The 21,642-nt window shown below is 30.5% G+C and carries 20 protein-coding genes; 5 read left to right on the forward strand and 15 right to left on the reverse strand.

Annotated elements, in window-relative coordinates; genetic code table 11:
• The coding region (locus RSA29_RS14960) for a sugar phosphate nucleotidyltransferase (protein WP_346944597.1) at positions 1-257 on the reverse strand (257 nt) is incomplete at its 3' end.
• A gap of 361 nt (positions 258-618) precedes the next feature.
• Here RSA29_RS14960 and RSA29_RS14965 point away from each other — a divergent pair.
• From RSA29_RS14965 to RSA29_RS14975, 3 genes are all read left to right on the forward strand, one after another.
• Positions 619-1,719 carry an LCP family protein gene (locus RSA29_RS14965; protein WP_346943625.1) on the forward strand — a complete coding sequence of 367 codons (1,101 nt, stop codon included), beginning with the start codon at positions 619-621 and terminating at the stop codon, positions 1,717-1,719.
• A 231-nt stretch (positions 1,720-1,950) separates the two neighbouring features.
• Positions 1,951-3,180 (forward strand): LCP family protein, encoded by a 1,230-nt coding sequence (locus RSA29_RS14970; protein WP_346943624.1) that lies wholly within the window; start codon positions 1,951-1,953, stop codon positions 3,178-3,180.
• Between the two features lie 47 nt (positions 3,181-3,227).
• The gene (locus tag RSA29_RS14975) at positions 3,228-4,268 is read left to right on the forward strand and encodes an LCP family protein (RefSeq protein ID WP_346943623.1); all 1,041 of its coding nucleotides are present in this window, start codon (positions 3,228-3,230) and stop codon (positions 4,266-4,268) included.
• A gap of 83 nt (positions 4,269-4,351) precedes the next feature.
• Here RSA29_RS14975 and RSA29_RS14980 read toward each other — a convergent pair whose 3' ends face one another.
• From RSA29_RS14980 to rfbD, 3 genes are all read right to left on the reverse strand, one after another.
• Positions 4,352-6,079, reverse strand: a complete 1,728-nt coding sequence (locus tag RSA29_RS14980) for a phospho-sugar mutase (RefSeq protein WP_346933320.1) — start codon at positions 6,077-6,079, stop codon at positions 4,352-4,354.
• Positions 6,080-6,110: 31 nt separating this feature from the next.
• Positions 6,111-6,851 (reverse strand): DapH/DapD/GlmU-related protein, encoded by a 741-nt coding sequence (locus RSA29_RS14985; protein ID WP_346943622.1) that lies wholly within the window; start codon positions 6,849-6,851, stop codon positions 6,111-6,113.
• Between the two features lie 73 nt (positions 6,852-6,924).
• Positions 6,925-7,806, reverse strand: a complete 882-nt coding sequence (rfbD, locus tag RSA29_RS14990; protein ID WP_346943621.1) for a dTDP-4-dehydrorhamnose reductase — start codon at positions 7,804-7,806, stop codon at positions 6,925-6,927.
• Between the two features lie 296 nt (positions 7,807-8,102).
• Here rfbD and RSA29_RS14995 point away from each other — a divergent pair, with 296 nt between their 5' ends.
• Both RSA29_RS14995 and RSA29_RS15000 read left to right on the forward strand, forming a co-directional pair.
• Positions 8,103-8,672 (forward strand): sigma-70 family RNA polymerase sigma factor, encoded by a 570-nt coding sequence (locus RSA29_RS14995; RefSeq protein ID WP_346943620.1) that lies wholly within the window; start codon positions 8,103-8,105, stop codon positions 8,670-8,672.
• Positions 8,673-8,830: 158 nt separating this feature from the next.
• Entirely contained in the window at positions 8,831-9,916 is a 1,086-nt protein-coding gene (locus RSA29_RS15000) for an acyltransferase (protein ID WP_346943619.1), read from the forward strand.
• A gap of 132 nt (positions 9,917-10,048) precedes the next feature.
• Here RSA29_RS15000 and rfbB read toward each other — a convergent pair whose 3' ends face one another.
• The 11 genes from rfbB to RSA29_RS15055 all read right to left on the reverse strand — a co-directional run bounded on the left by rfbB (position 10,049) and on the right by RSA29_RS15055 (position 21,632).
• A complete protein-coding gene (rfbB, locus tag RSA29_RS15005) occupies positions 10,049-11,092 on the reverse strand; it encodes a dTDP-glucose 4,6-dehydratase (protein WP_346943618.1) in 1,044 nt (347 codons plus the stop codon).
• Positions 11,093-11,234: 142 nt separating this feature from the next.
• Positions 11,235-11,792 carry a dTDP-4-dehydrorhamnose 3,5-epimerase gene (gene rfbC, locus RSA29_RS15010; RefSeq protein WP_346943617.1) on the reverse strand — a complete coding sequence of 186 codons (558 nt, stop codon included), beginning with the start codon at positions 11,790-11,792 and terminating at the stop codon, positions 11,235-11,237.
• Between the two features lie 22 nt (positions 11,793-11,814).
• Positions 11,815-12,681 carry a glucose-1-phosphate thymidylyltransferase RfbA gene (gene rfbA / locus RSA29_RS15015; protein WP_346943616.1) on the reverse strand — a complete coding sequence of 289 codons (867 nt, stop codon included), beginning with the start codon at positions 12,679-12,681 and terminating at the stop codon, positions 11,815-11,817.
• Positions 12,681-13,559 (reverse strand): glycosyltransferase, encoded by an 879-nt coding sequence (locus tag RSA29_RS15020; RefSeq protein WP_346943615.1) that lies wholly within the window; start codon positions 13,557-13,559, stop codon positions 12,681-12,683. The genes rfbA and RSA29_RS15020 overlap by 1 nt, the downstream gene beginning before the upstream one ends.
• A 21-nt stretch (positions 13,560-13,580) precedes the next feature.
• Positions 13,581-14,621 (reverse strand): mannose-1-phosphate guanylyltransferase, encoded by a 1,041-nt coding sequence (locus RSA29_RS15025; RefSeq protein WP_346943614.1) that lies wholly within the window; start codon positions 14,619-14,621, stop codon positions 13,581-13,583.
• On the reverse strand, positions 14,622-15,896 hold the full coding sequence (locus RSA29_RS15030) for an O-antigen ligase (protein WP_346943613.1): 1,275 nt from the start codon (positions 15,894-15,896) through the stop codon (positions 14,622-14,624).
• A 57-nt stretch (positions 15,897-15,953) separates the two neighbouring features.
• Complete coding sequence (locus RSA29_RS15035) at positions 15,954-17,477, reverse strand: O-unit flippase (protein WP_346943612.1); 1,524 nt, start codon at positions 17,475-17,477, stop codon at positions 15,954-15,956.
• 77 nt (positions 17,478-17,554) lie between these two features.
• On the reverse strand, positions 17,555-18,541 hold the full coding sequence (locus tag RSA29_RS15040) for a glycosyltransferase (protein ID WP_346943611.1): 987 nt from the start codon (positions 18,539-18,541) through the stop codon (positions 17,555-17,557).
• A 12-nt stretch (positions 18,542-18,553) separates the two neighbouring features.
• Positions 18,554-19,642 carry an alcohol dehydrogenase catalytic domain-containing protein gene (locus RSA29_RS15045; RefSeq protein ID WP_346943610.1) on the reverse strand — a complete coding sequence of 363 codons (1,089 nt, stop codon included), beginning with the start codon at positions 19,640-19,642 and terminating at the stop codon, positions 18,554-18,556.
• A gap of 114 nt (positions 19,643-19,756) precedes the next feature.
• Complete coding sequence (ispD, locus tag RSA29_RS15050) at positions 19,757-20,464, reverse strand: 2-C-methyl-D-erythritol 4-phosphate cytidylyltransferase (protein WP_346943609.1); 708 nt, start codon at positions 20,462-20,464, stop codon at positions 19,757-19,759.
• Between the two features lie 37 nt (positions 20,465-20,501).
• Positions 20,502-21,632: a CDP-glycerol glycerophosphotransferase family protein gene (locus RSA29_RS15055; protein ID WP_346943608.1), complete on the reverse strand. Its 1,131-nt coding sequence runs from the start codon at positions 21,630-21,632 to the stop codon at positions 20,502-20,504.
• Positions 21,633-21,642: the final 10 nt, after the last annotated feature.

Consider the following 21,642-nt stretch of genomic DNA (forward strand, 5'->3'; position numbering starts at 1 on the left):
GTTTCTTTGTTACTAGGCTCCACAAATATATTTTCTTTTTTTATTTGTGATAACTCATTTTGAATCTTATCTATATATTCCTTATTTGTAACTACAAATATATTTTCCTTATTTATTAAAGGTTCTATTCTATTAACTGTATTTCTTAAAAAACTCTCTTCATTAAAAACTTTCAAAAATTGTTTTGGATTACTAGAGCGCGACAATGGATAAAGTCTAGTACCTTTTCCACCGGCCAAAATTAATGCATATAACACCCGCATCACCTTTTACATTGCTTATTTTTATAATATGATACTGAAAACAATTATGTGAAGAATAAAAAAAATTCTTTTATTAATACCCTTAAACTAAAATTTGTCGTATAATTATATAATGTTTATATTATAATTAAATCTATACATTTTATTTTTTTAAAATCTATTAAGGATTCTAATGCTTAATTTAAAATTCTAAATACTTAATTTAGAAGTGTTAATTTTAAATTATATAATATAAAATATATATTATAATCAAATCTATTAAGGATTTTAATACTTAGTTTAAAATTCTAAATTGTACATTATTAATTAGAATATATAATACTATAACAAATTACTTAGAAAGGGTGATTAGATTTTGGGCAGTAATAAAGATAATAAAACTTCTGTAAACAGGGTTGCTAAAACTAAAAATGTAAACTCTGCTAACTCTACTGACTCTAATAAAAATGAGTTAAGGAGAAAACGACTGAAGCGCAAAAAAAGAAAGAGATTAATTTTAACTATACTAATCTCCGCCATTGCAATTGTGGCTATTTTTTCAGTATCACTCTTTTTTACTGTAGGTAAAATGAAACGTACTGAGCTTAATGACAACAACTTGGGTATTAGTGATAAATTCAAAAACAACGAAGGCTCCTCTAAAACCTATAAAAACATAGTTAATATAGTTCTCTTTGGACTAGATGAAAAGGTTGATAATATTCAGCGTTCTGATGCCATAATGATAGGGACTCTTGATCCATTAAATAATAAAATTAAAATTACTTCTTTAATGAGAGATACTTACGTTAACATTCCTGGCTATGGATATGATAAACTTAATCACGCCTATGCCTTTGGTGGACCAGAGCTTGCAATTAAAACAATAAATAAGAACTTCGATCTTAATATAACTGACTATGTATCTGTAGATTTTACAGAGCTTGAGAGCATTATTGATGCCATCGGTGGAATCGATATGGAAATGACTCAAACTGAACTAGAGCATGTAAATGCCTATCTTGATACAGTGTATACAGCTGCTAAGAAAACCCCTAAACATGTATCCTTTAATCGTGATGGTAAAGTTCATATGACTGGTTACGAGGCTCTTGGCTATACAAGAATAAGAGGAACTGATAATGGTGATTTTGATAGAACTGAAAGACAGAGAAAAATAACTAATGAAATGTTTAATAAAATTTCTAGTGCTGGAATTACTAAATTAGCTCTTATGACAAATAAACTTCTACCTTTTGTAGAAACAAGTTTGTCAAATACAGAAATCTTAAATCTAGGTACCCAAGTTTTACAAATGGGCTCTAGCAATTTAGAGCAAGCTAGGTTTCCTAGAGATGAATATAGTGAAAATGCCCTAATCAATAAGATATTTTATCTAACCTATGATGAAGAAATTGCCAAAAAGGAAATATATCAATATATCTTCAACGATAATAAACTATGGCAAACGCCATAGTTTATGTATAATTATAAATATTGTGTTAATTTTTGTATCAATAGCCCTTTAATTTCTATAATTTCTATTATTCTACCACCCTATGTTATATAATTATAAACACAATATTAATTTTATATAAACGGGGTATCCAAACCTTACTTTTCTATGTTATATAAATATTTATCCATATAATATACCCTAAATGTATTTGTAAATATATAATAATAAATCTTAGGATGTGATGAAATTTTGAAGAATGATAAAATTAAAGACTCAGAAAAAAGTAACAAAAGTAAAAAGAATATAATTATTAAAGTTGCCATTATAATTCTATTGGTAATAGCTTTAATCGCAGGTATCGGTTTATTTTGGGGTAATTATCAACTCTCTAAAATGACTCAAACTAAACTCGACGAAACTGATTTAGGTATAAAGGACGAGGTTACTGCTAAAATAGAAATGGATGAAATAAGTGATATTGTAAACATAGCTATCCTTGGTGTAGATGAGACTGGTAATGACGTAGGCCGTTCTGATGCTATGATGATAGCTACCTTTGATCCGATCCATAAAAAAATTAAAATAACTTCACTTATGAGAGATAGCTACGTTGATATCCCTGGTAATGGGAAGGATAAACTTAACCATTCCTTTGCCTATGGCGGCGCTCAACTTACTATTAAGACTATAAATCAGAACTTTGGTCTGAACATAAAAGATTATGTAAAAATTAATTTTGAGGAATTAGAGGGTTTAGTAGATGCCATTGGCGGTATCGATATAACTCTATCCGAAGATGAAATTGTAGAAGTTAATGATTATATAAAGCTAGTTTCTGAAGCACTTAAAATTCCAACCAAACTCCTTGTTAAAGATAATTTAGGAAAAGTTCATCTAGATGGATTTCAAACCTTGGGGTATTGTAGAGTACGTGACTTTGGAAATGGTGATTTTGACAGAACCGAAAGACACCGTAAAATCATCGCTGAAATGTTCAACAAGGTATCTTCAGCAGGTATAACCGAACTTGCCTCTATGGCAACTAAGCTTTTACCTTATGTAGAGACTAGTTTATCTACAAAAGAAATATTAAACCTTGGGACTAATATTCTTAGTTTAGGAACCTCTAATTTAGAACAGGAACGATTCCCTAGAGATGAATATACCCATGGCTCAGAAATTTGGAATCCAGGAATAGGTCTTAATATATGGTATCTATGCTATGATGAAGAATATACTGAAAAACAAATCTCAGAATATATTTTCAATGATAAAAAACTATGGTTAGAGCCTAATCAAAAGGTTTATATCCATGAAAAGGAACATCCAAATGAGAATAAAAAGCCAGCGATAACTAATCCTATAACCAATAATAATCAAACTACACCACCTAAAGTAGATCCTCCTAAAGTAGACCCTCCCAAGGTAGATCCACCTAAAGTCGATCCACCTAAAGTAGATCCACCTAAGGGTAATTAAACTACGGGGTGTTCAACTATTTTTGAGCATCATAGAAGGAGATTAATATGAATAACGATTCAAATAAAGATAAAGATAATGTACAGCCCATTAGAAGACGAAAAAGGAAAAGAAAGAGGAGAATGAGCTCCGGCAAAAAAATAACAATAGTAATATTAACTTTGCTATTATTTTGTATTGCTGCTGGAGCTACCTATGCTTTATCTATTATGGGTAAAGTTAGTGACTCAGATTTTAACGACACGGATCTAGGTATTGATAAATCTAATAACTCATCTAGTAGTAATGGTGATAATAAAATTAAAAACATCCTGCTACTCGGTATCGATCAAAGTGAAGGTGACTCCGGTCGTTCAGATGCTATGATGATAGCAACCTTCGACTCCAAGCATAAAAAACTCAAAGTAACTTCTCTTTCTAGAGATAGTTATGTTAACATTGATGGTCATGGCTATGACAAACTTACTCATGCCTATGCCTATGGAAAAGAAGAACTAGCTATTAAAACCATAAATCAAACTTTTGGACTTGATATAACTGACTATGCTAAGGTTAACTTTACTGAACTTGAAGAAATCATTGATTCTCTTGGAGGCATAGAACTTACAATAAACAATGAAGAAGTAGAATTCATAAATAATTACATCAGAGATCTTTCAGCAGACAAAGGCATTACCCCCACTTATATAAAGTCATCTGGAAAACAAGTAGTAACCGGACTTCAGGCAACTGCATATTCAAGAATAAGAGCTACTAGTGGTGGAGACGACAAGAGAACTGAAAGACATAGAATGGTTTTAACTGCAATCTTTAATAAGGTTTCTAATGTAGGTGTACTTAAACTACCTTCTGTAGTAAACAGTATATTACCTAATGTAAAAACTAGTCTTAGCACTTCAGAAATAATAAGTATCGGTACCAAGGTTTTAAACTCTGGAATGTCTGAAATTGAACAATTAAGATTTCCTCTATCAAGCTGTAGTAAACCCGATACAATAAATGGAGTTTATTATACTACCTTTGATGAACCTTTAACTAAAAGTCAAATTCAGGATTATATCTATAGGGATATAAAACCTACTGAGTAATAATTAAATTAAATTTACAATGAATATTTAAAATCATATACTATAAATAAAAACATGGTACGTAAGCTACGCACCATGTTTTTTTATAATAACTTATTTACACATTTTGAAACTGCTTCTTCCAAATACCCCAACTTCTCATCAGCTTCTATATCACTTTGTGCCGTAACACCTAGATATATTTTCATCTTTGGTTCTGTACCTGAAGGACGTACTACAAAATAGCATCCATTTGAAAAAATAAATTTAATAACGTTAGACTTAGGAAGATTTATTTCCTCTTCACTCAAATCCTTAAATATTTTTCTAGAACTTAGCTTGTAGTCCTCTTTAAATTCAATGTTATATTCACCAAAGGTTCTTATATCTTCAGCTCTAAAGTACTCTATTATCTCACTAATCTTCTCTTGACCATCTTTTCCTTTTAACTCAATAGATATTAATTTCTCCTTATAATACCCGTACTTGTCGTATAACTCAACTAATCCCTCATATAATGTCTTTCCTATAGATTTATAGTAAAGTGTCATCTCACATATCAGCATAGCCGCTATAACCGCATCCTTGTCTCTTACGAAATCCCCCGCTAAATAACCATAACTCTCTTCAAATCCAAGAAGAAACTTATTTTTATTATGTTTCTTGTCAAAGGTTCCAATAAGCTCTCCAATATATTTAAACCCTGTTAGAACTTCTTTTAATTGTACTCCAAATTCCTTACAAATCGGCTTTATCATATCTGTTGAGACTATAGTCTTTATAATTGTGCCATTGCTCTCAAGTTCATCAATTTCTTTTAATGATGATACTATATAATGTGATAATAACACGCCTACCTGGTTCCCTGTAAGTACTCTATACTCACCTTTATTATCTTTAACCACAGCACCAATTCTATCACAATCCGGATCTGTTCCAAGAATAATATCCGGATTAAAATCTTTAGCCATTTCTAAAGCTAACTCAAATACCTTGCTATCCTCTGGATTAGGATAAGGTGCAGTTGGGAAATCTCCATCTGGAAGCTCCTGTTCCTTAACCACAGCTAAATTTTTATATGAAAGCTCCTCAAGGACTCTTCTCACTGGAATATTGCCTGTCCCGTGAATAGGTGTATATATTATTTTCAAAGCCTTAGCAGCATTTCTAACAAGATCCTTTCTTATTGTAAGATCCTTAACCTTTTCTATATAGGTAGCATAAATATCTTCGCCTATATATTTAATAAAAGATTTTGATGCAGCTTCCGTCTTGTTAACAACTAAAATTTCTTCAAAAGAATCCACCTTATTTACAAAATCAATAATTTCACCTGCCACCATATCTGTAACCTGGCATCCATCGCTACCATAAACCTTATATCCATTGTATTCCTTAGGATTATGTGATGCAGTAAGAACAATTCCACCCTGACACTTAAGCTCTCTAACCGCATAAGAAAGCATAGGTGTAGGCGTTAATTTATCAAACAAATATACTTTTATCCCATTCCCAGCTAAAACCCTTGCTGCATACTCTGAAAACTCCACAGACATATGTCTAGAGTCATAAGCTATAGCAACCTTAGGCTTCTTGTGATGAGCTTTTAGATAATTTGCAAACCCCTGTGTAGCCTTGCCCACAGTATATATATTAAGTCTATTACTACCAGCCCCTATTACACCTCTAAGTCCACCAGTACCAAATTCTAAATCCTTATAAAATCTATCCTCAATATCAATTTCATCCTTAACATTACTTAGCTCTAACTTTGTTTCACTATCTATAAACGGAGAATTAAGCCATAAATCGTACTTCTCTTTATAATTCATAATACACACCCTTTCTTTTAATTTAACCCCATTACTGGTTCTCTAAAAGCTGATCTTCTGGTACGTCTCTTAATACCTTTGCTGGGCTTCCTACTACTACCTTTTTACTTGGTACATCTTTAGTTACTACAGCACCTGCTGCTGCAAATCCTTCTTCTTCTATTACCTTACCTGGCAGAACTATAGTTCCGGCACCAATTCTACCACCTTTTTTAATAGTAACACCTTTAAACTTGCCAAATCGCTCTTTAGATCGTGCTGCATAGTTATCATTTGATGTAACAACACAAGGTGCAATGAATACATAATCTTCAACTGTTGAATATGCAGTAAGATATACATTTGTTTGAATCTTACAATTTGAACCTACTGTGCAGAAGTTCTCTATTGTAGTTCCTCTACCTATAACTGTTCTTTCACCAATAGTAACATTTTCCCTAACTGTTGCCATATCTGCAATAAGAGTTTTATCTCCGATCGTTGCCCCTATGTATATAATAGTTGTTGCTCCAATTAAACAGCCTTCTCCGATGATGCATGGTGGAAGTTTATCTTCATCTTTAAATATACTATTTACACCCCTCATAGGACTTTTTCCTATAACTGTGTTATCGTCAATTCTCACATTTGCTTTTATTATAGTATCCTCATGAATAACTACATTATGTCCTATGATACAATTATCTCCTATAACTACATTATCCTCAATAACTGCAAATCTACCAATCTTAACATTTTCTCCTATTGTTGCTTTTTCTGATACATAATTCATATACGTCACTCCTATTTATATCTTTTTTACTCATATAATATTCTATTTAAGCTTATTTTCCTACATTTATTATTTATTTTGACATACCTAAAATAGATTCCCTCAAAGCTTCCTTCCATGGTCTCATGGAATTACCTATTGTTTCTTCTAACATTAAATTGTTTAAATGTGAATAAGCCGGTCTTTTCGCTGGTCTTGGAAATTCCTCTGTGGTGCACGGATTAACCTTACAGTTGAGCTTTTTAAGCTTGATTATTTCTGTAGCAAATTCATACCAAGAGCAAACACCCTTACCACTACAATGATATATACCATACTCCTGTGTAAGTATCAGCTTTAAAACGTGATAAGCTAAGTCTTCACAACTCGTAGGATTCCCTCTTTGGTCATCTACAACCTTTATATCCGAATTTTTCTGAGCTAAATTAATAATAGTATTAACAAAATTGTTCCCTTCTCTACTATAAAGCCAAGAAGTTCTTACTATGAAATATTTAGTTGAAAAATCTCTCACATAGTCTTCACCTAACACCTTAGTCTTTCCATATATACTCTTAGGGTTAGTTTTATCATATTCACTATAAGGAATATGATCTTCTCCGTTAAAAACATAATCCGTTGAAAAATGTAACAGCTTAGCTCCTATTGATTCCGTTCCTATAGCCAAATTTCTAGGACCTATTGCATTTACTCTAAAAGCCTCCTGAAAATCAGTTTCACAACGATCTACATTAGTATATGCAGCGCAATTAAGAACTACATCCGGACAAATCTCCTTTAACGTTTCCTCAACTTGCTTCAGTTCACAAATATCTAACTGTTCCCTTGAGAGAGAAATCACCTCTGCTCTAGATATTCTATCATCTATAAATCCTAGTGACGATTTTCCACTCTTTATTATTCTATGTATATCTTTTGCTAACTGAGAGTTTCCTCCTGTAATCAAAATCTTCATATGTCACCCCTAATTCTATTTCCATCATATTTATTACTTTTACTACTTATATTATATCCCATAATATATTTTAGTTAAACAAAAACCCCTACAAACTTAACTCTAAAGTTTTTTTCTCATCATCTTTTATCTGTATTTTATTAACAAGTTTTCACTTAAATTTTTAATATCAATTTGAATATTTCGCTTTACTTCGAATATACGTTCGTGTTATCATAATTTATATCTTCATATATTTTACATTTAATAAATATTTTGCATATATATTGTTAAACAGATTAAAGGAGGACATGCTAATGAATTATCAAGAATTAGAGGTACTAGTTGTAAAAGCCAAAAACAAAGATCAAGTTGCTATTGAGGGGTTATTAAAAACTTATAGAGGATTTATAATAAAAGCTGCTTCTCGGGTATATATTGACGGATATGATATGGTTGATTTAATCCAAATAGGAAACATGTCAATTCTAAAGGCTATCGATAACTATACTGCTGGTAAAGGAACCTTCACCGGATATGTTACCTTTGCAATAACAAACAACTTTAATTATTTAATAAGACAAAGAGTTCGTGAAAACCTTACTCAAAGCTTAGATGCTCCAGTGTCAAAAGATTTAACCCTCTTGGACTTATTAGTAGATGAATTCTCCACAGAAGATGATTATGTTCAAAAGGAGCACTATGAGACTTTAAGAAAGGCTGTAGATAATCTTTCAGACAAACTTAGAGATGTAATACATTTTGTATATCTAGATAGCCTTGGTTCTCTAAAAGAGTATTCAAAAATAAATAACATTAATTATAATACGGTCATAAAGAGAAAAGATTTAGCCTTTGAAAAGTTGAGGGCTATGGTTGAAATTTAAGTAATACCTTCACACCCTATTTCCAATTATGATATAATTAGTATCTACTGTAATTAACTTGATTTATTTTCAAGGACAAGCAGTCTATATAAGTTAAATGGACTTATATCTATATATTGAAAAGTTATATATCAATAAAAAAATTAGGAGTGGATAAGGTGAAAGTAGCTTATAGTAAAAATAATGAAATAAATTATATTTCATTATTGAAGAATATTGCAATAATACTTGTTGTAGTAGGTCATGCGGGATGCATCTATGCAGGTAAATGGAGTTTGCCTGTAGTACATGGTAAATCTGAAAAACTCAGATATATAACAGAATATATTTATAGTTTTCATATGCCTCTATTTGTGTTTATATCTGGATATATATATAACTATAATAAAGAGAAACTTGGGAAAAATTATTCTTTATACAAACTTACCTTAAATAAATCTAAAAGATTATTACTTCCCTATTTTGTTTCAGGAATTTTTTTCATGGTTCCTATTCAAATGATTTTTAATGTATTCCCAGATAATAATTCATTTATCACTAGAGCTATAAATGAAATAATATTGGCAAAACGACCTACTCACTTATGGTATTTACTTATGTTATTTAGCTTATTCATCCTTTTTAAAATCATAGAAAATACAATTAATAAAAATAACTATATAGTGAACCTTTTAATATTCACCCTAGTTTATATAGCTTCATATGACATTACAAGGATGTATGGAGCATACTATATAACCTTCAGTCTTAAGTACTTAATATTCTTTTATATGGGATACATTCTTAGTCGTAATATAGATAAAATTAAAGTAACCCCTATAAAAATAATCACTTACTTTGTAGCACATTTAGCATTGTTTAATATTAAATATTTTTCCTTATTTAATATTAATTTAAGCCCTAAATATAATAAACTATTTAATATTCTCACTATAGAAGCGATCTCAATATTAGGTATTATATTTATGTTTTATTTTGCTTTATATATATGTAAAATCGATTTAGTAATAAATAAGATAACAAATAATAAATTATATAAACTAATAAATGAATGTAATTTTGATATTTATTTGTTTCATCATCCCATAATGCTTTCAATTATAGTATTGATGAAGAATGTTAATATTTCACCTAAAATGTTATTTGTCTTTCTTTCTATAACAACACTAATTTTATCAATAATGGTTTCAAAGCTAGTGACTTATGGTAAACACATGCTCTTTAAGGATAGAATAAGAATTTAATTTATTTCAAATATTATATAAGAAAATAGACAATGGTAACTACAGAAGTTACTATTGTCTATTTTCTTATCACTTTAAATTACTACTTAAATAGCAATTACCTTTGTTATATCAATCCATTCAATTCTTTTTTCATATATTACAATTAATTCTCTCATATTCGCCTGAAATTACTTCATCCATCCAAATCTTATTATCTAAGTACCATCTTATAGTTTTTATTATTCCTTCATTAAATGGTGTTTCAGGATACCATCCTAGTTCATCTTTAATCTTCTTTGGATCTATTGCATATCTTCTGTCGTGACCTTTTCTATCTTCTACGTAGGTAATTAAATCCTTAGTAATAGTTTTGTCATAATTCTCATTCAAATAATCTATTACTTCTTTAACTATCTCTATATTCTTTTTCTCATTATGGCCTCCAACATTGTATACCTGACCTTCAACACCTTCTCTAATTACCATATCTATAGCCTTACAGTGATCTTCTACATAAAGCCAATCTCTAACATTTAGTCCATCTCCATATACAGGAATATTTTTATGATTTACAGCATTATTTATAAGCAACGGTATTAACTTCTCTGGAAACTGAAAAGGCCCATAATTATTAGAACATCTAGTTATGCTAATAGGCATATTGTAGGTATCAAAATATGATTTTGCCATTAAATCTGCTGATGTCTTACTTGCAGAATACGGGCTATGAGGATCTAATTTTGAATCCTCAGTGAAGAATCCTGTATCTCCTAACGAGCCATAAACTTCATCTGTGCCAACCTGATGAAATCTTCTTCCCTCTTGCCATTTTCCATCCTTAAACCAAGCTTTCTTAGCACAGTTCAAAAGGTTTAAAGTTCCAAGCACATTTGTTCTAACAAAAATATCTGGATCAGCTATACTTCTATCCACATGGCTCTCTGCAGCAAAATTTACGACATAATCCACATCGTAATCATTAAATATCTTATTTACCGGGAAATTATCACATATATCTCCACGGATAAACGTATAGTTTTTATTACTCTGCACTGATTCTAAATTTTGTAAATTACCCGCATAGGTTAAACTATCTAGATTTACAATTTTCACGTCATCATATTTACTTAACATATATATTATAAAATTTGAGCCAATAAATCCAGCTCCACCAGTTACTAAGTAAGTTTTCATAGCAACACCCCTTTTGCAATCTAAAATTATAAATTTTGAATTATAAATTGTTGTGGAAATTCTTTCAGAACTTCTTTTTTGTTTTCTCTTTCAAAAACTCCTATGGAGTTTTGTGATAAATTTTACATTTTTAATTTTTAATTTAAAACGGCGTTTTAAATCTCATAACTAATTGCTGACTCTTATCCTTCTCTGAAAGAATTACCTCTTCTATATTTTCAAGTGGCCACTTTATTCCTATGGTTTCATCATCCCACTTTAATCCATTATCATACTCTGGATGATAGAAATCTGTACATTTGTAGTTAAAGGTTACAGTGTCTGATAAAACTAAAAATCCATGGGCGAAGCCTTCTGGGATATAAAATTGGGTTTTATTTTCTCCTGATAGATAAACCCCTTCCCACTTTAAGTAAGTTTCAGAGTCTCTTCTAAGGTCTACTGCTACATCGAAGATTTCTCCCGCTATAACTCTTACTAGCTTTCCTTGTGAGTGCTTATCTTGGAAGTGTAACCCTCTTAAAACTCCTTTAGTTGAAAAAGATTCGTTATCTTGTACAAATTCCATTGTTAATCCATTCTCAAAAAATTCATTTTTATTGTAGCTTTCCATGAAGTACCCTCTATTATCTTTAAACACCCTTGGCTTTATTATATATAATCCCTCTATTGAAGTTGGCTTAAAATTAAAATTTCCCATATACTCTCCTCTTAATTTAAAATTACTCCTCGCATATTTCCATTAAATATTTTCCATAACTGGTCTTTATAAGTGGTTGTGCTAATTCCTTAAGTTTTTCTTTCGTTATCCACCCTTTTCTAAAGGAAATTTCTTCAAGGCTTGCTATGTATGTTCCTTGAGTATTCTGAACCGCCTCTACAAAGTTTGATGCTTTAAGCATGGAACTGTGAGTGCCTGTGTCTAGCCATGCCATTCCACGTCCTAAAAGATCCACCTTAAGGGTACCTTCCTGCATGTACAATTTATTTAAATCTGTTATTTCTAGCTCTCCTCGTTTAGAAGGTTTTAGTCCTTTTGCTTTTGCCACTACTGTATTATCATAAAAATATAATCCCGGTATAGCATATTTAGATTTAGGTTTTTCTGGTTTCTCCTCTAGTGATATAACCTTATTATTTTCATCAAATTGTACTACGCCGAATTCTCTTGGATTCTGTACATAGTATCCATATATAAGTGCACCTTTTTCAATTTCAAAACCTGATTTTAAATGTTTATCAAAACTTTGTCCCCAAAATATATTATCTCCAAGAATTAATGATACACTGTCATCACCTATAAATTCTTCACCAATAATAAAGGCTTCTGCAAGACCATTTGGTTCGTTTTGAACTTCATATGAGATATTAAGTCCTAGTTCACTTCCATCTCCAAATAACTCTTCAAATGTTACAACATCTCTCTTGGTTGAAATTATAAGTATCTCCTTTATACCAGATAACATTAATACTGACATAGGATAATATATCATTGGTTTGTCATATATTGGAACCATTTGTTTTGACATAGCTTTTGTTACTGGATATAATCTCGTACCTGATCCTCCAGCTAGTATAATTCCCTTCATTACTGCATCCCTCCATTTCGTCCTAATCGTTCACCCTTTTTCTTTCCAAAAAAGTTTCCTAAATATCTAGCACCAAAATTTGGTATAACCCTTACAAGTGCTTTATAATTTCTTTCTTCTATCGCCCTTCTTACCACATAGCCAAGAAGCCCAGTAGCTGCCTTATTTGCTTTATAATCCAAAAGGTAATTATGTTCACCTAAAAATACCCCAGTATCATAGTATCTCTTATATAGCTGTTTCAAAGTAAATTTATGAGAATGTATTACCCATGACTCTGCTGAATATCTTATTTTGTGCCCTGCCATTATAAGCTTATGTGCAATATACATGTCTTCATTCGTTAATAGCTTTTTTTGATCATATCCGTTAACATTTAAAAATATGTCTCTTCTTATAGCTGAAGATGCATCTGAAAAAAAGAATGTCTTTATTCCAAGCTCTTTAATATCTGCTTTAGATTTTATTTTAGATTCTTTTGGATAGTTATTCTCTCTTGTATATTTTTCAAGAGTATCGTTGTCACATATCTGCCTACTAAAGGATGCTACACAGCTTCCCTCTTCTATTGGTTTTACAAGATTATAAAGCCATCTATTATCCTTAATTATAATGTCTTGAGTTATGAAAACTAAAATATCACCAGTTGCTTCAAATGCTGCTTCCTCTCTAGTAATACTATGGGAAAACTCCTTAGATTTAATCTTTCTATAATTACAATTTAACTTCTGTAGAATTTCTTCAGTTTTATCTTTCCCTTCTGTCATTCTATAATCTATAGATGAAATTTCAACATTTTCTTGATTTATTAATGAATAATGGAGTTCTTCTAAAAAGGACTCTCCATTATATAATGGGCATATTATAGAAATATTCATATCTTCTCCTTCTCTATACAATTAAAGATTATATCTCGCCTTTAATACTGCTATACTTTCAATATCTTCTTTCTTACCTATATAAATTAGTTCTTCACTCTCTACTATAACCATATTATCTACATCTGAAATTATTATAGGCTTATCCTTACCAATAATAATATTACCATTACCTTTAACTGCTCTCACGTTTCCAATGATTATATTATCTTGATCGTCCTTTATTCCATATCTTTCAATAGCCTTCCAACTTCCTATGTCGTCCCAACCAAGCTCTCCTGGAATTACATATATATTTTCTGCCTTTTCCATAATTGCAAAATCTACAGATATACTATCTACATCCTTATACCTTTGCTCTAAAACATCATGATATTTTTCTTCTTTAGTAATAGCAATTTCTTTTAAAATATCATAGGTATTCCCTTCATACATCTTCATCAAATTCAAAATATGTTGGCACTTCCACATAAACATTCCACTATTCCATAGATATTGTCCACTTTTCATATATTTCTCGGCTAACTGTAAATTTGGTTTTTCCACAAAAGCTTCTACTTTCATAGGCTCACCCTCAAATTTATCCTTATACCTTATATATCCATAGCCTGTCTCTGCCCTTGTAGGTTTTATTCCTATTGTAATTATAGCTTCCTTATTCTTTTCAATAAATTCTGCCCCACCGTCTACTACTTCAAGAAATGCATTTTCATTCCTTATTAAATGGTCTGAGGGAAGTACTAGCATAGTTGCCTCTTTATAAATCTTAGATATATGCAACGCTGATAAAGCTATGCATGGTGCTGTATTCCTACCTACCGGCTCAACTATTATATTTTCTCTTTTGAGATAAGGTAACTGTTTCCTGAGAATATCTATATATTCTTCTGACGTTACAGCAAATATCCTCTCCATAGGTATTAATGGCAGTAATCTTTTTACCGTCATTTGCACCATTGTGTCTTCTCCTAACAAATTTAAAAATTGTTTTGGATTTTTTTCTGTAGACAATGGCCAAAATCTAGTTCCTTTTCCACCTGCCATAATTAAAGCACATAACATCTAATTGTCCTCCTTTATTTTGGACCTACTATAAATACCCTCCACAATATTAAAAAACAAAATAAATAGTATGTATATAGTAGACATATGTCTTACCAACGGACTTTCTATTAAATTGTAACAAAGCATAAATGTTACAAATGCCAATATAAAGTTTACATAAACTAAATCATTACCCTTAGCTATATCACCCATTTTTTTAATTTTATTCATTATAATGGCAAAGTTTGCTACTATTATAGTTGCCCCTATAACTCCAAAATCTAATAATATTTCTAAATATCCATTATGAGCATGATTAGGAAATCCACCATAAAATTTTGCAACAAAGTTTACAGAATAAATATTATTTGTCCAATAGCCTGTGTATCCATATCCTAATAAAGGTTTAGTTTGTATTCCTGCTATTACACCTCTCCAAATAACATCCCTATCCGTTAGATCTGGAGTTCTTCCAATCAACGCAAGTAAATCCACATACCATTGTGGCTGATAAATAATCATATAAATTACCAGTATTAGCGCTGGAATTATTCCATAGATTATTATTTTTCTCACTTTTTTAAATTTAGTTATGAATACTAGTATAAACATACCAACCGCCAATATCATAGAAGTCATACTTTTACTCATATATAAAATTATTATAGAAACTATGATTGTAGCAGTACAAACATTCTTCATAGCCTCCCCCTCACACTTATATAACACAAACCAAAGATTTAACCCCATTGCTAATGTCATATAAAATCCCAGGAGATTTCTATGTTTAAATATTCCCTTTACAACACTTTTATATCTTACCTCTTGCACATCATATATATTACCAATTTTAAATACTATTAACACTAAATTTATTGCAACTATTGCAATAAACCATAATAATAGCATCTCAAAAATTTCTTCTTTAGTAAAATTCAAAGCCATATATATTGCTATTATTGTGGTACTCCCTAGTAATATTCCATTTTTAAATGTAACCATGGGCTCCTGGGACCATATAGATGATACTAAAGCAAAAACTGCAGTGAGTATGAATAATAAATTCACTCCCCTTTTACATCTATTTAGTTGCTTTTTATTTATGATTATAATTAACAATATTATTGGAGTTACTACCATAAATATATCTTTAATAATTCCTAAAAATTTATACTCCTCTATATATCTTATCCCTGAACTTAAACCCAAAATAGAAAATAACAAGATATATTTAAAGACTTCCTTCTCAGAAAACCTACTTAGCCTATTACATTGATTATTTATAAAATCCATATATACTTCCCTACCTTAATTTAATATTCATACCTATTTAAAAATATGTTTCCTATACTAGTTTTTAAATTTACTTACTCCTAACTTCTTCATTACCAAATTCTTATAATATAAGAACTCTTTATTCCTATAAAATATAATAATATATGTTAGGTTAATTACAACTATATTTAAAATAACTTTTAGTATAAATGTTATAAATAAGCTGTCAAAGTTTATAGCTCTTCCTAAGTATATAGTTAATCCTAAAGGTATTATCCCTAAACTCATATATCCAATATACCTTTTAAAGTATTCTCCTAACCCTCGATTAAATACATTTTTAAAAACAATTTTTGGCTTAACCCAAAATATAACTGTTAAATTACTTATTAATGTTCCTATAAATACCCCCACAAGTCCTATGTAATTTACTAAGACTATGGAAAATACTAAGTTTATTGTAATTTCAAAAAGTGGTGCGTATCTATCTTCATAATATAGTCCTCCACTTTCCTTAAACTTATCTATACACATTCTCATTGTTGTAATATAAAAATTCATAAGTAAAACTATTATTACTATATTATCTAATACAAACTCTTTACCAAGCCAAATCCTAACAAAATCATCTAAGGTATTGTATAAAGAAATTGTTACAAAGGATGAAATCCAAAAGTTAAGAAACATAAGCTTGTTAAACACTTGAAAAGCTTTCTCTGAATCCTTCTCTGTAAGAAGATTTCCGATGCTGGCTGTAAGTCCGTCAAAAATTTTGTTTATAAAGTTCTGACAAAAACTAATTACCATACTGTAATTAGTATACATAGCCACAGTTTTCAGATTTATAAAATAGGATATTACTATATTATCTGTCCCAAACACTACAAAGCTACCTATCTTATGAATAAATAGTGCCTTTATATTTTTTATTATATTGTCCTTCCCCTGGACGGTTGAAACCTCTGTAGTTTTAAACCATGGAAATTTCTTAGCAATTATATAGTTTATAGTTACTAGGTATCCTATATTAGTTATAATTTGTATTAGTATAAATACTAAGAAAGATTTAAATACAAATAAAACTATTATTTGTACTGCACTTCTTAAAAATTTAAAGATAAAATCCCAAAATGATATCACGTATCCACTCTGGCTAGCATAAAGCATACAAGTTTTATAAGAAAAATAATAGGTCAACGTAGTGTCTATTATATAAAGAATAAAACATATCCTAGCATACCCCATAGGTATTTGATTTTTCACAAATATGCCCAAACACCCCGAGAGTATTATTCCACCAACCAAAAGTATTGTCCCTGAAATTTTATAGATTTTAGAATACAAGGTTACAGTACTCTTTATCTGAATCCTATCATCCTCAGCAAAGGGTTTGTAAAGCGAAAACATTATCGCCATTCCCACTCCCGATTCTACCAAATTAAGCAAACTTAATAGATTTTGGAGTAACCCTTGTAGCCCCGCCATATCTTGACCTAGTACATCTATAAATATTCTTCTATTTACAAAAGTTAGTGCCATCAATAAGACATAAGTCATAGTTCCATATATTACATTCTTCTTTGCATGCTTTACTCTCATAAATGTACTCCTACTTTGTTAATTTAAATTTTAAAATACAAAATGTAATTTTTATGTTTAAACTCCTATGGAGTTTCTTAATTTTTAATTTTTAGTTTTAAATTTAAAATTAAAAATGCTATAGTTGGAAATTTCAAAATCACAATTGCTGCTACCTTGAATTTTTTGCTTGGTGTTTTGAATTTCTTTAGATACCCTGTTATTTCATCTTTCTTTATGAAAGTGATTAATTTTTCCTTATCCCCACCACCTTTAGCCATGGTGGAAAATATTCTAATTATATTTCTAGGTATATGGTAGGTTATAAGTGCTTCTTCTATTTCTTTATCCTTTATTGTTTCTTGATTATAATTCAAAATTCTAATATCAGATTCATAAAGGTTATAATAGGTATCACTTGGAGTTTTCGTTACCGATGATGATCTTCTTACGTAATTTACTAAAGGTTCTTTTACGCAACCTACCCTTTTAGAATTCATTAATGCCTTTATTATAAAAACTGTATCCTCTCCAAATTTTATATCTGTAGGAAATCTAAGGTTATTTTCCTCTATAAAATCTCTTCTGTAAAACCCTGAAATTGCACTTATCCAAAACTCACTTCTAAGCATTCTTGCTGCGGCTTCTCTTCCGTCTATTATTTTATCTATATATTTGTGAACCCTTGCGGCTTCACTATAATTATCTTGCGCATTTAGATGTGTATATCCACAAAAGGCTATGTCTACACCATTACTACTTGTATATGAATATAATTTTTCTAAAAATGTAGGTTCAACATAGTCATCTCCATCTAAAAAGTATATATACTCGCCTTTAGATTTCTCTATGCCTATGTTTCTTGCTATGCTTACACCCTGATTCTCTTTGTTTATTATAGTATAATTTAAATCATATTTTTCAAGGTTGTCCACAGTAACCTTCTTAGAGTTATCTGTAGAACCATCATTTACTACAATTACCTCAAACTCTTTAAATGTTTGATTATTAAGAGATTCTATAGTTTTCACTATATAATTTCCCACATTATAAACTGGTATTATCACCGAAATTTTAACGTCCATAAATGTACCTTTCTATATAGAAAATTTCATTACAGTTTTTTCAAGTGAAGTATTTTTAACTTCCGCTTCAAAAATATCATAATAATTACTAATATCTCTAATTTGCTTTATTTCCTTTATAAGGGTTTCTATAGCCTTTGAATATGTATCCTCTTTCATAAGGTCTACAGATTTTTTAAAATCTTCTACAGAGCTTCTAGTAGTTCCAGTAATAAGAAGGCCTTTTTCTAAGATTTTTCTTGTATTAATCTCCACATTTTTTTCTGATACTCCGGCGAGTACTATTTCTCCACCGATATTAATATTATCTATAATTTCATTTATAGCACTTTCTGATCCTTTACCACCAACACATTCAAATGCTATATCAATACCAATATGCCTTATAGCACTATCTCCTGTTTTATAAGCTTCATCAGCAGTAAACTTACCTAATTTATCTGGATTTTTTCCTACTATTATAACTTTACTATTAGTAAGATTTTTTAGTACCGCTGTTAAAATATATCCAACTATTCCGTCTCCCCAAATTCCTATAACCTTATCATCCAAATCTCTAATCTTTCTAATCGCTGCCATGGCCACTGAGGTAAGTTCTGAAAACACAGCAACTTCCTTACTAACTTTAGGACTAACCCTTACTAGGTTTTCAACTGGAAAAGAAAGATATTCACATGAAAAGCCATCCGTATTACTTGAAGCAAATTTAGCCTTTGGACAATAATTTTCACCCAGGTGTCTATGATTCAGCTTACACTTACCTATAATCTCTCCCAAACTGCAGGTCTCATCTACCGATGAGCCCTTATCACTGCCAATGTTGCATGATGTTATATTTGGAACTAAAACTACAGTCTCTCCACTATTAAAAGTATTTGTAGGATCTTTTATTATAGTTCCTACAGCCTCATGGATAAGCCTCATTGGATACTTAAGTCCAAGGGTTTTTTCATCCCTTAACCCTAAATAATATCTTAAATCAGCCTTACATATTGCAGCCATATTAATTTTCACCAAAGCTTCACCTTTGGCTATATTTATATCCTCATAATATATTTCAAATGTCTTAGGTGAGACTATTTTAAACCCCTTACTTAACATATTCCACCTCCCTGTAATACTTACCATTTTCCGTCGTATCACAAATATCAAATTTCACTACATCTTAAACTTTAACTTACAAAGCTAATTTACCCTTAAACCTAATTTTCCACCTTAATTTACTTCTAACTTACCAAGTTTTATCACTGACTTTAGTATTAATAAATCCTCAAATGTAGTAACCTTAAAGTTTAATTTATCCCCATTTACAAGATAAACCTTTTCTCCTAATCTAAGCACTAACTGACAATCATCAGTAGCGGTTTCTATATTACTTATTCTTGCATTTTCATGTGCTTTCTTTATCAATCCATACTCGAAGCTTTGAGGGGTTTGCCCTAGATATAATTCTGATCTTGGAGGCACTTCATCTATAAACTCCCCTGTCTTAGTTCTTATTATAGTATCAGCACTAGGTATTACTGTATCCACTGCCCCATATACCTTAGCCATCTCTATATTCTCATCTATAATTCTTTGAGATATCAAAGGTCTCGCTGCATCATGTATAACAACTATATCCTTCTCTCCACAAAAATCTTTTATAGCATTTAATCCACTTTCAACAGAACTTTGTCTTGTATCTCCGCCATCTACTATCCACTTTACTTTAGTTAATCCATACTTTCTAACCCATATAGTTAAATCCTCTTTAAACTCTTCCTTACATATCACCGCAATATAGTCAATGTTAGGATTAATATCAAAAGCCTCCACTGTATGAACAATCAATGGTTTTCCATATATATCTATAAACTGTTTTGGAAGGTCACTGCCCATTCTTGTGCCGCTTCCTCCCGCTAGTATAATTCCTATATTCATAACCTACACCCTTTCTTTTAATTTTCAATTTTCAATTTCAAATAAACTTCTTAACAAATCTCTTTGAAGCTTCTCCGTCTGTATATTCACAAAATCTCTTTGAGAATTCTAAAATTTTCTTTTTATCAAAGTCATTTCTATCTACCTTACCTACAAAATCTATGATTTCTTCGGTGGTAGTAACCATGTCCCCTGGTATAAATTCTTCAAAATCAAAGTAAAAGTTTCTAAGCTGATTTTTGTATTTATCATAATCATAAGCAAAAAATATCATTGGCTTATTCAGTAATGAATATTCAAAAATCACTGAGGAATAGTCAGTGATTAAAAGATCCGCTATAATCATCAAATCATTAATGTTTTCTTTCCCCATATCTATGGCAAAATCCTTTAATTCCTCTTGAACTACGTAAGGATTTCGTATTATTGGATGCAGTTTATATAAAAACATATAATCTTCACCTAGTCTGTTCTGTAATTCATGAAGGTTTAACTTCATATTGAAATTCATCTTCTCATCATCTCTAAATGTTGGTGCATATAGTATGACTTTTTTATTTTTAAGCTCCGGGTATTTACTTAAAAATGCATTCCTGATGCTTTCCTTTGAAGCTTCATTAAAAAGAATATCAGTTCTTGGGATTCCCATCGATAATATTTTATTTTCATTTACCCCAAGGGCTTTTGAATATATAGGTTTTAATTCCTCTGAACTAACTAAAAGATAGTCTATATTCCTACTATCAGCTTTAAATCTATCTATTTCCTCATGATTTTTAGCGGAATCAAGACCAAATTTTTTGAAGGCTCCTAATGCATGCCAAGTGTTTATCATGGTAGTTTCTTTACGTTTTTTTAGAAAATGATAATAATGGTTATTAGTTATCCATAACTTAGATGTAGCCAAGTAATATAGATGTTTCGGCGTTCTCGTCCTTACAATCTTAACCTTATCATCTTCTTTTATTTTTATTTCTACCCCTTTATTTATAGGGATTATAATTTCTAGAGGAAGTTTTTCTCTCTCAATTTCCTCATATATGTATTGCAAGTTCCCATAAAAGCCCTTACCATAATCACATTCCATGATAACTCTATTAGCTCTTACTTTAAATATAGTCAATCCCTTATATATAATTGATGAAATAAAAAATATTAATTTATTCACTAACCCGAAC

Source organism: Clostridium sp. (assembly GCF_036660475.1).
GTDB lineage: Bacteria > Bacillota > Clostridia > Clostridiales > Clostridiaceae > Clostridium_J.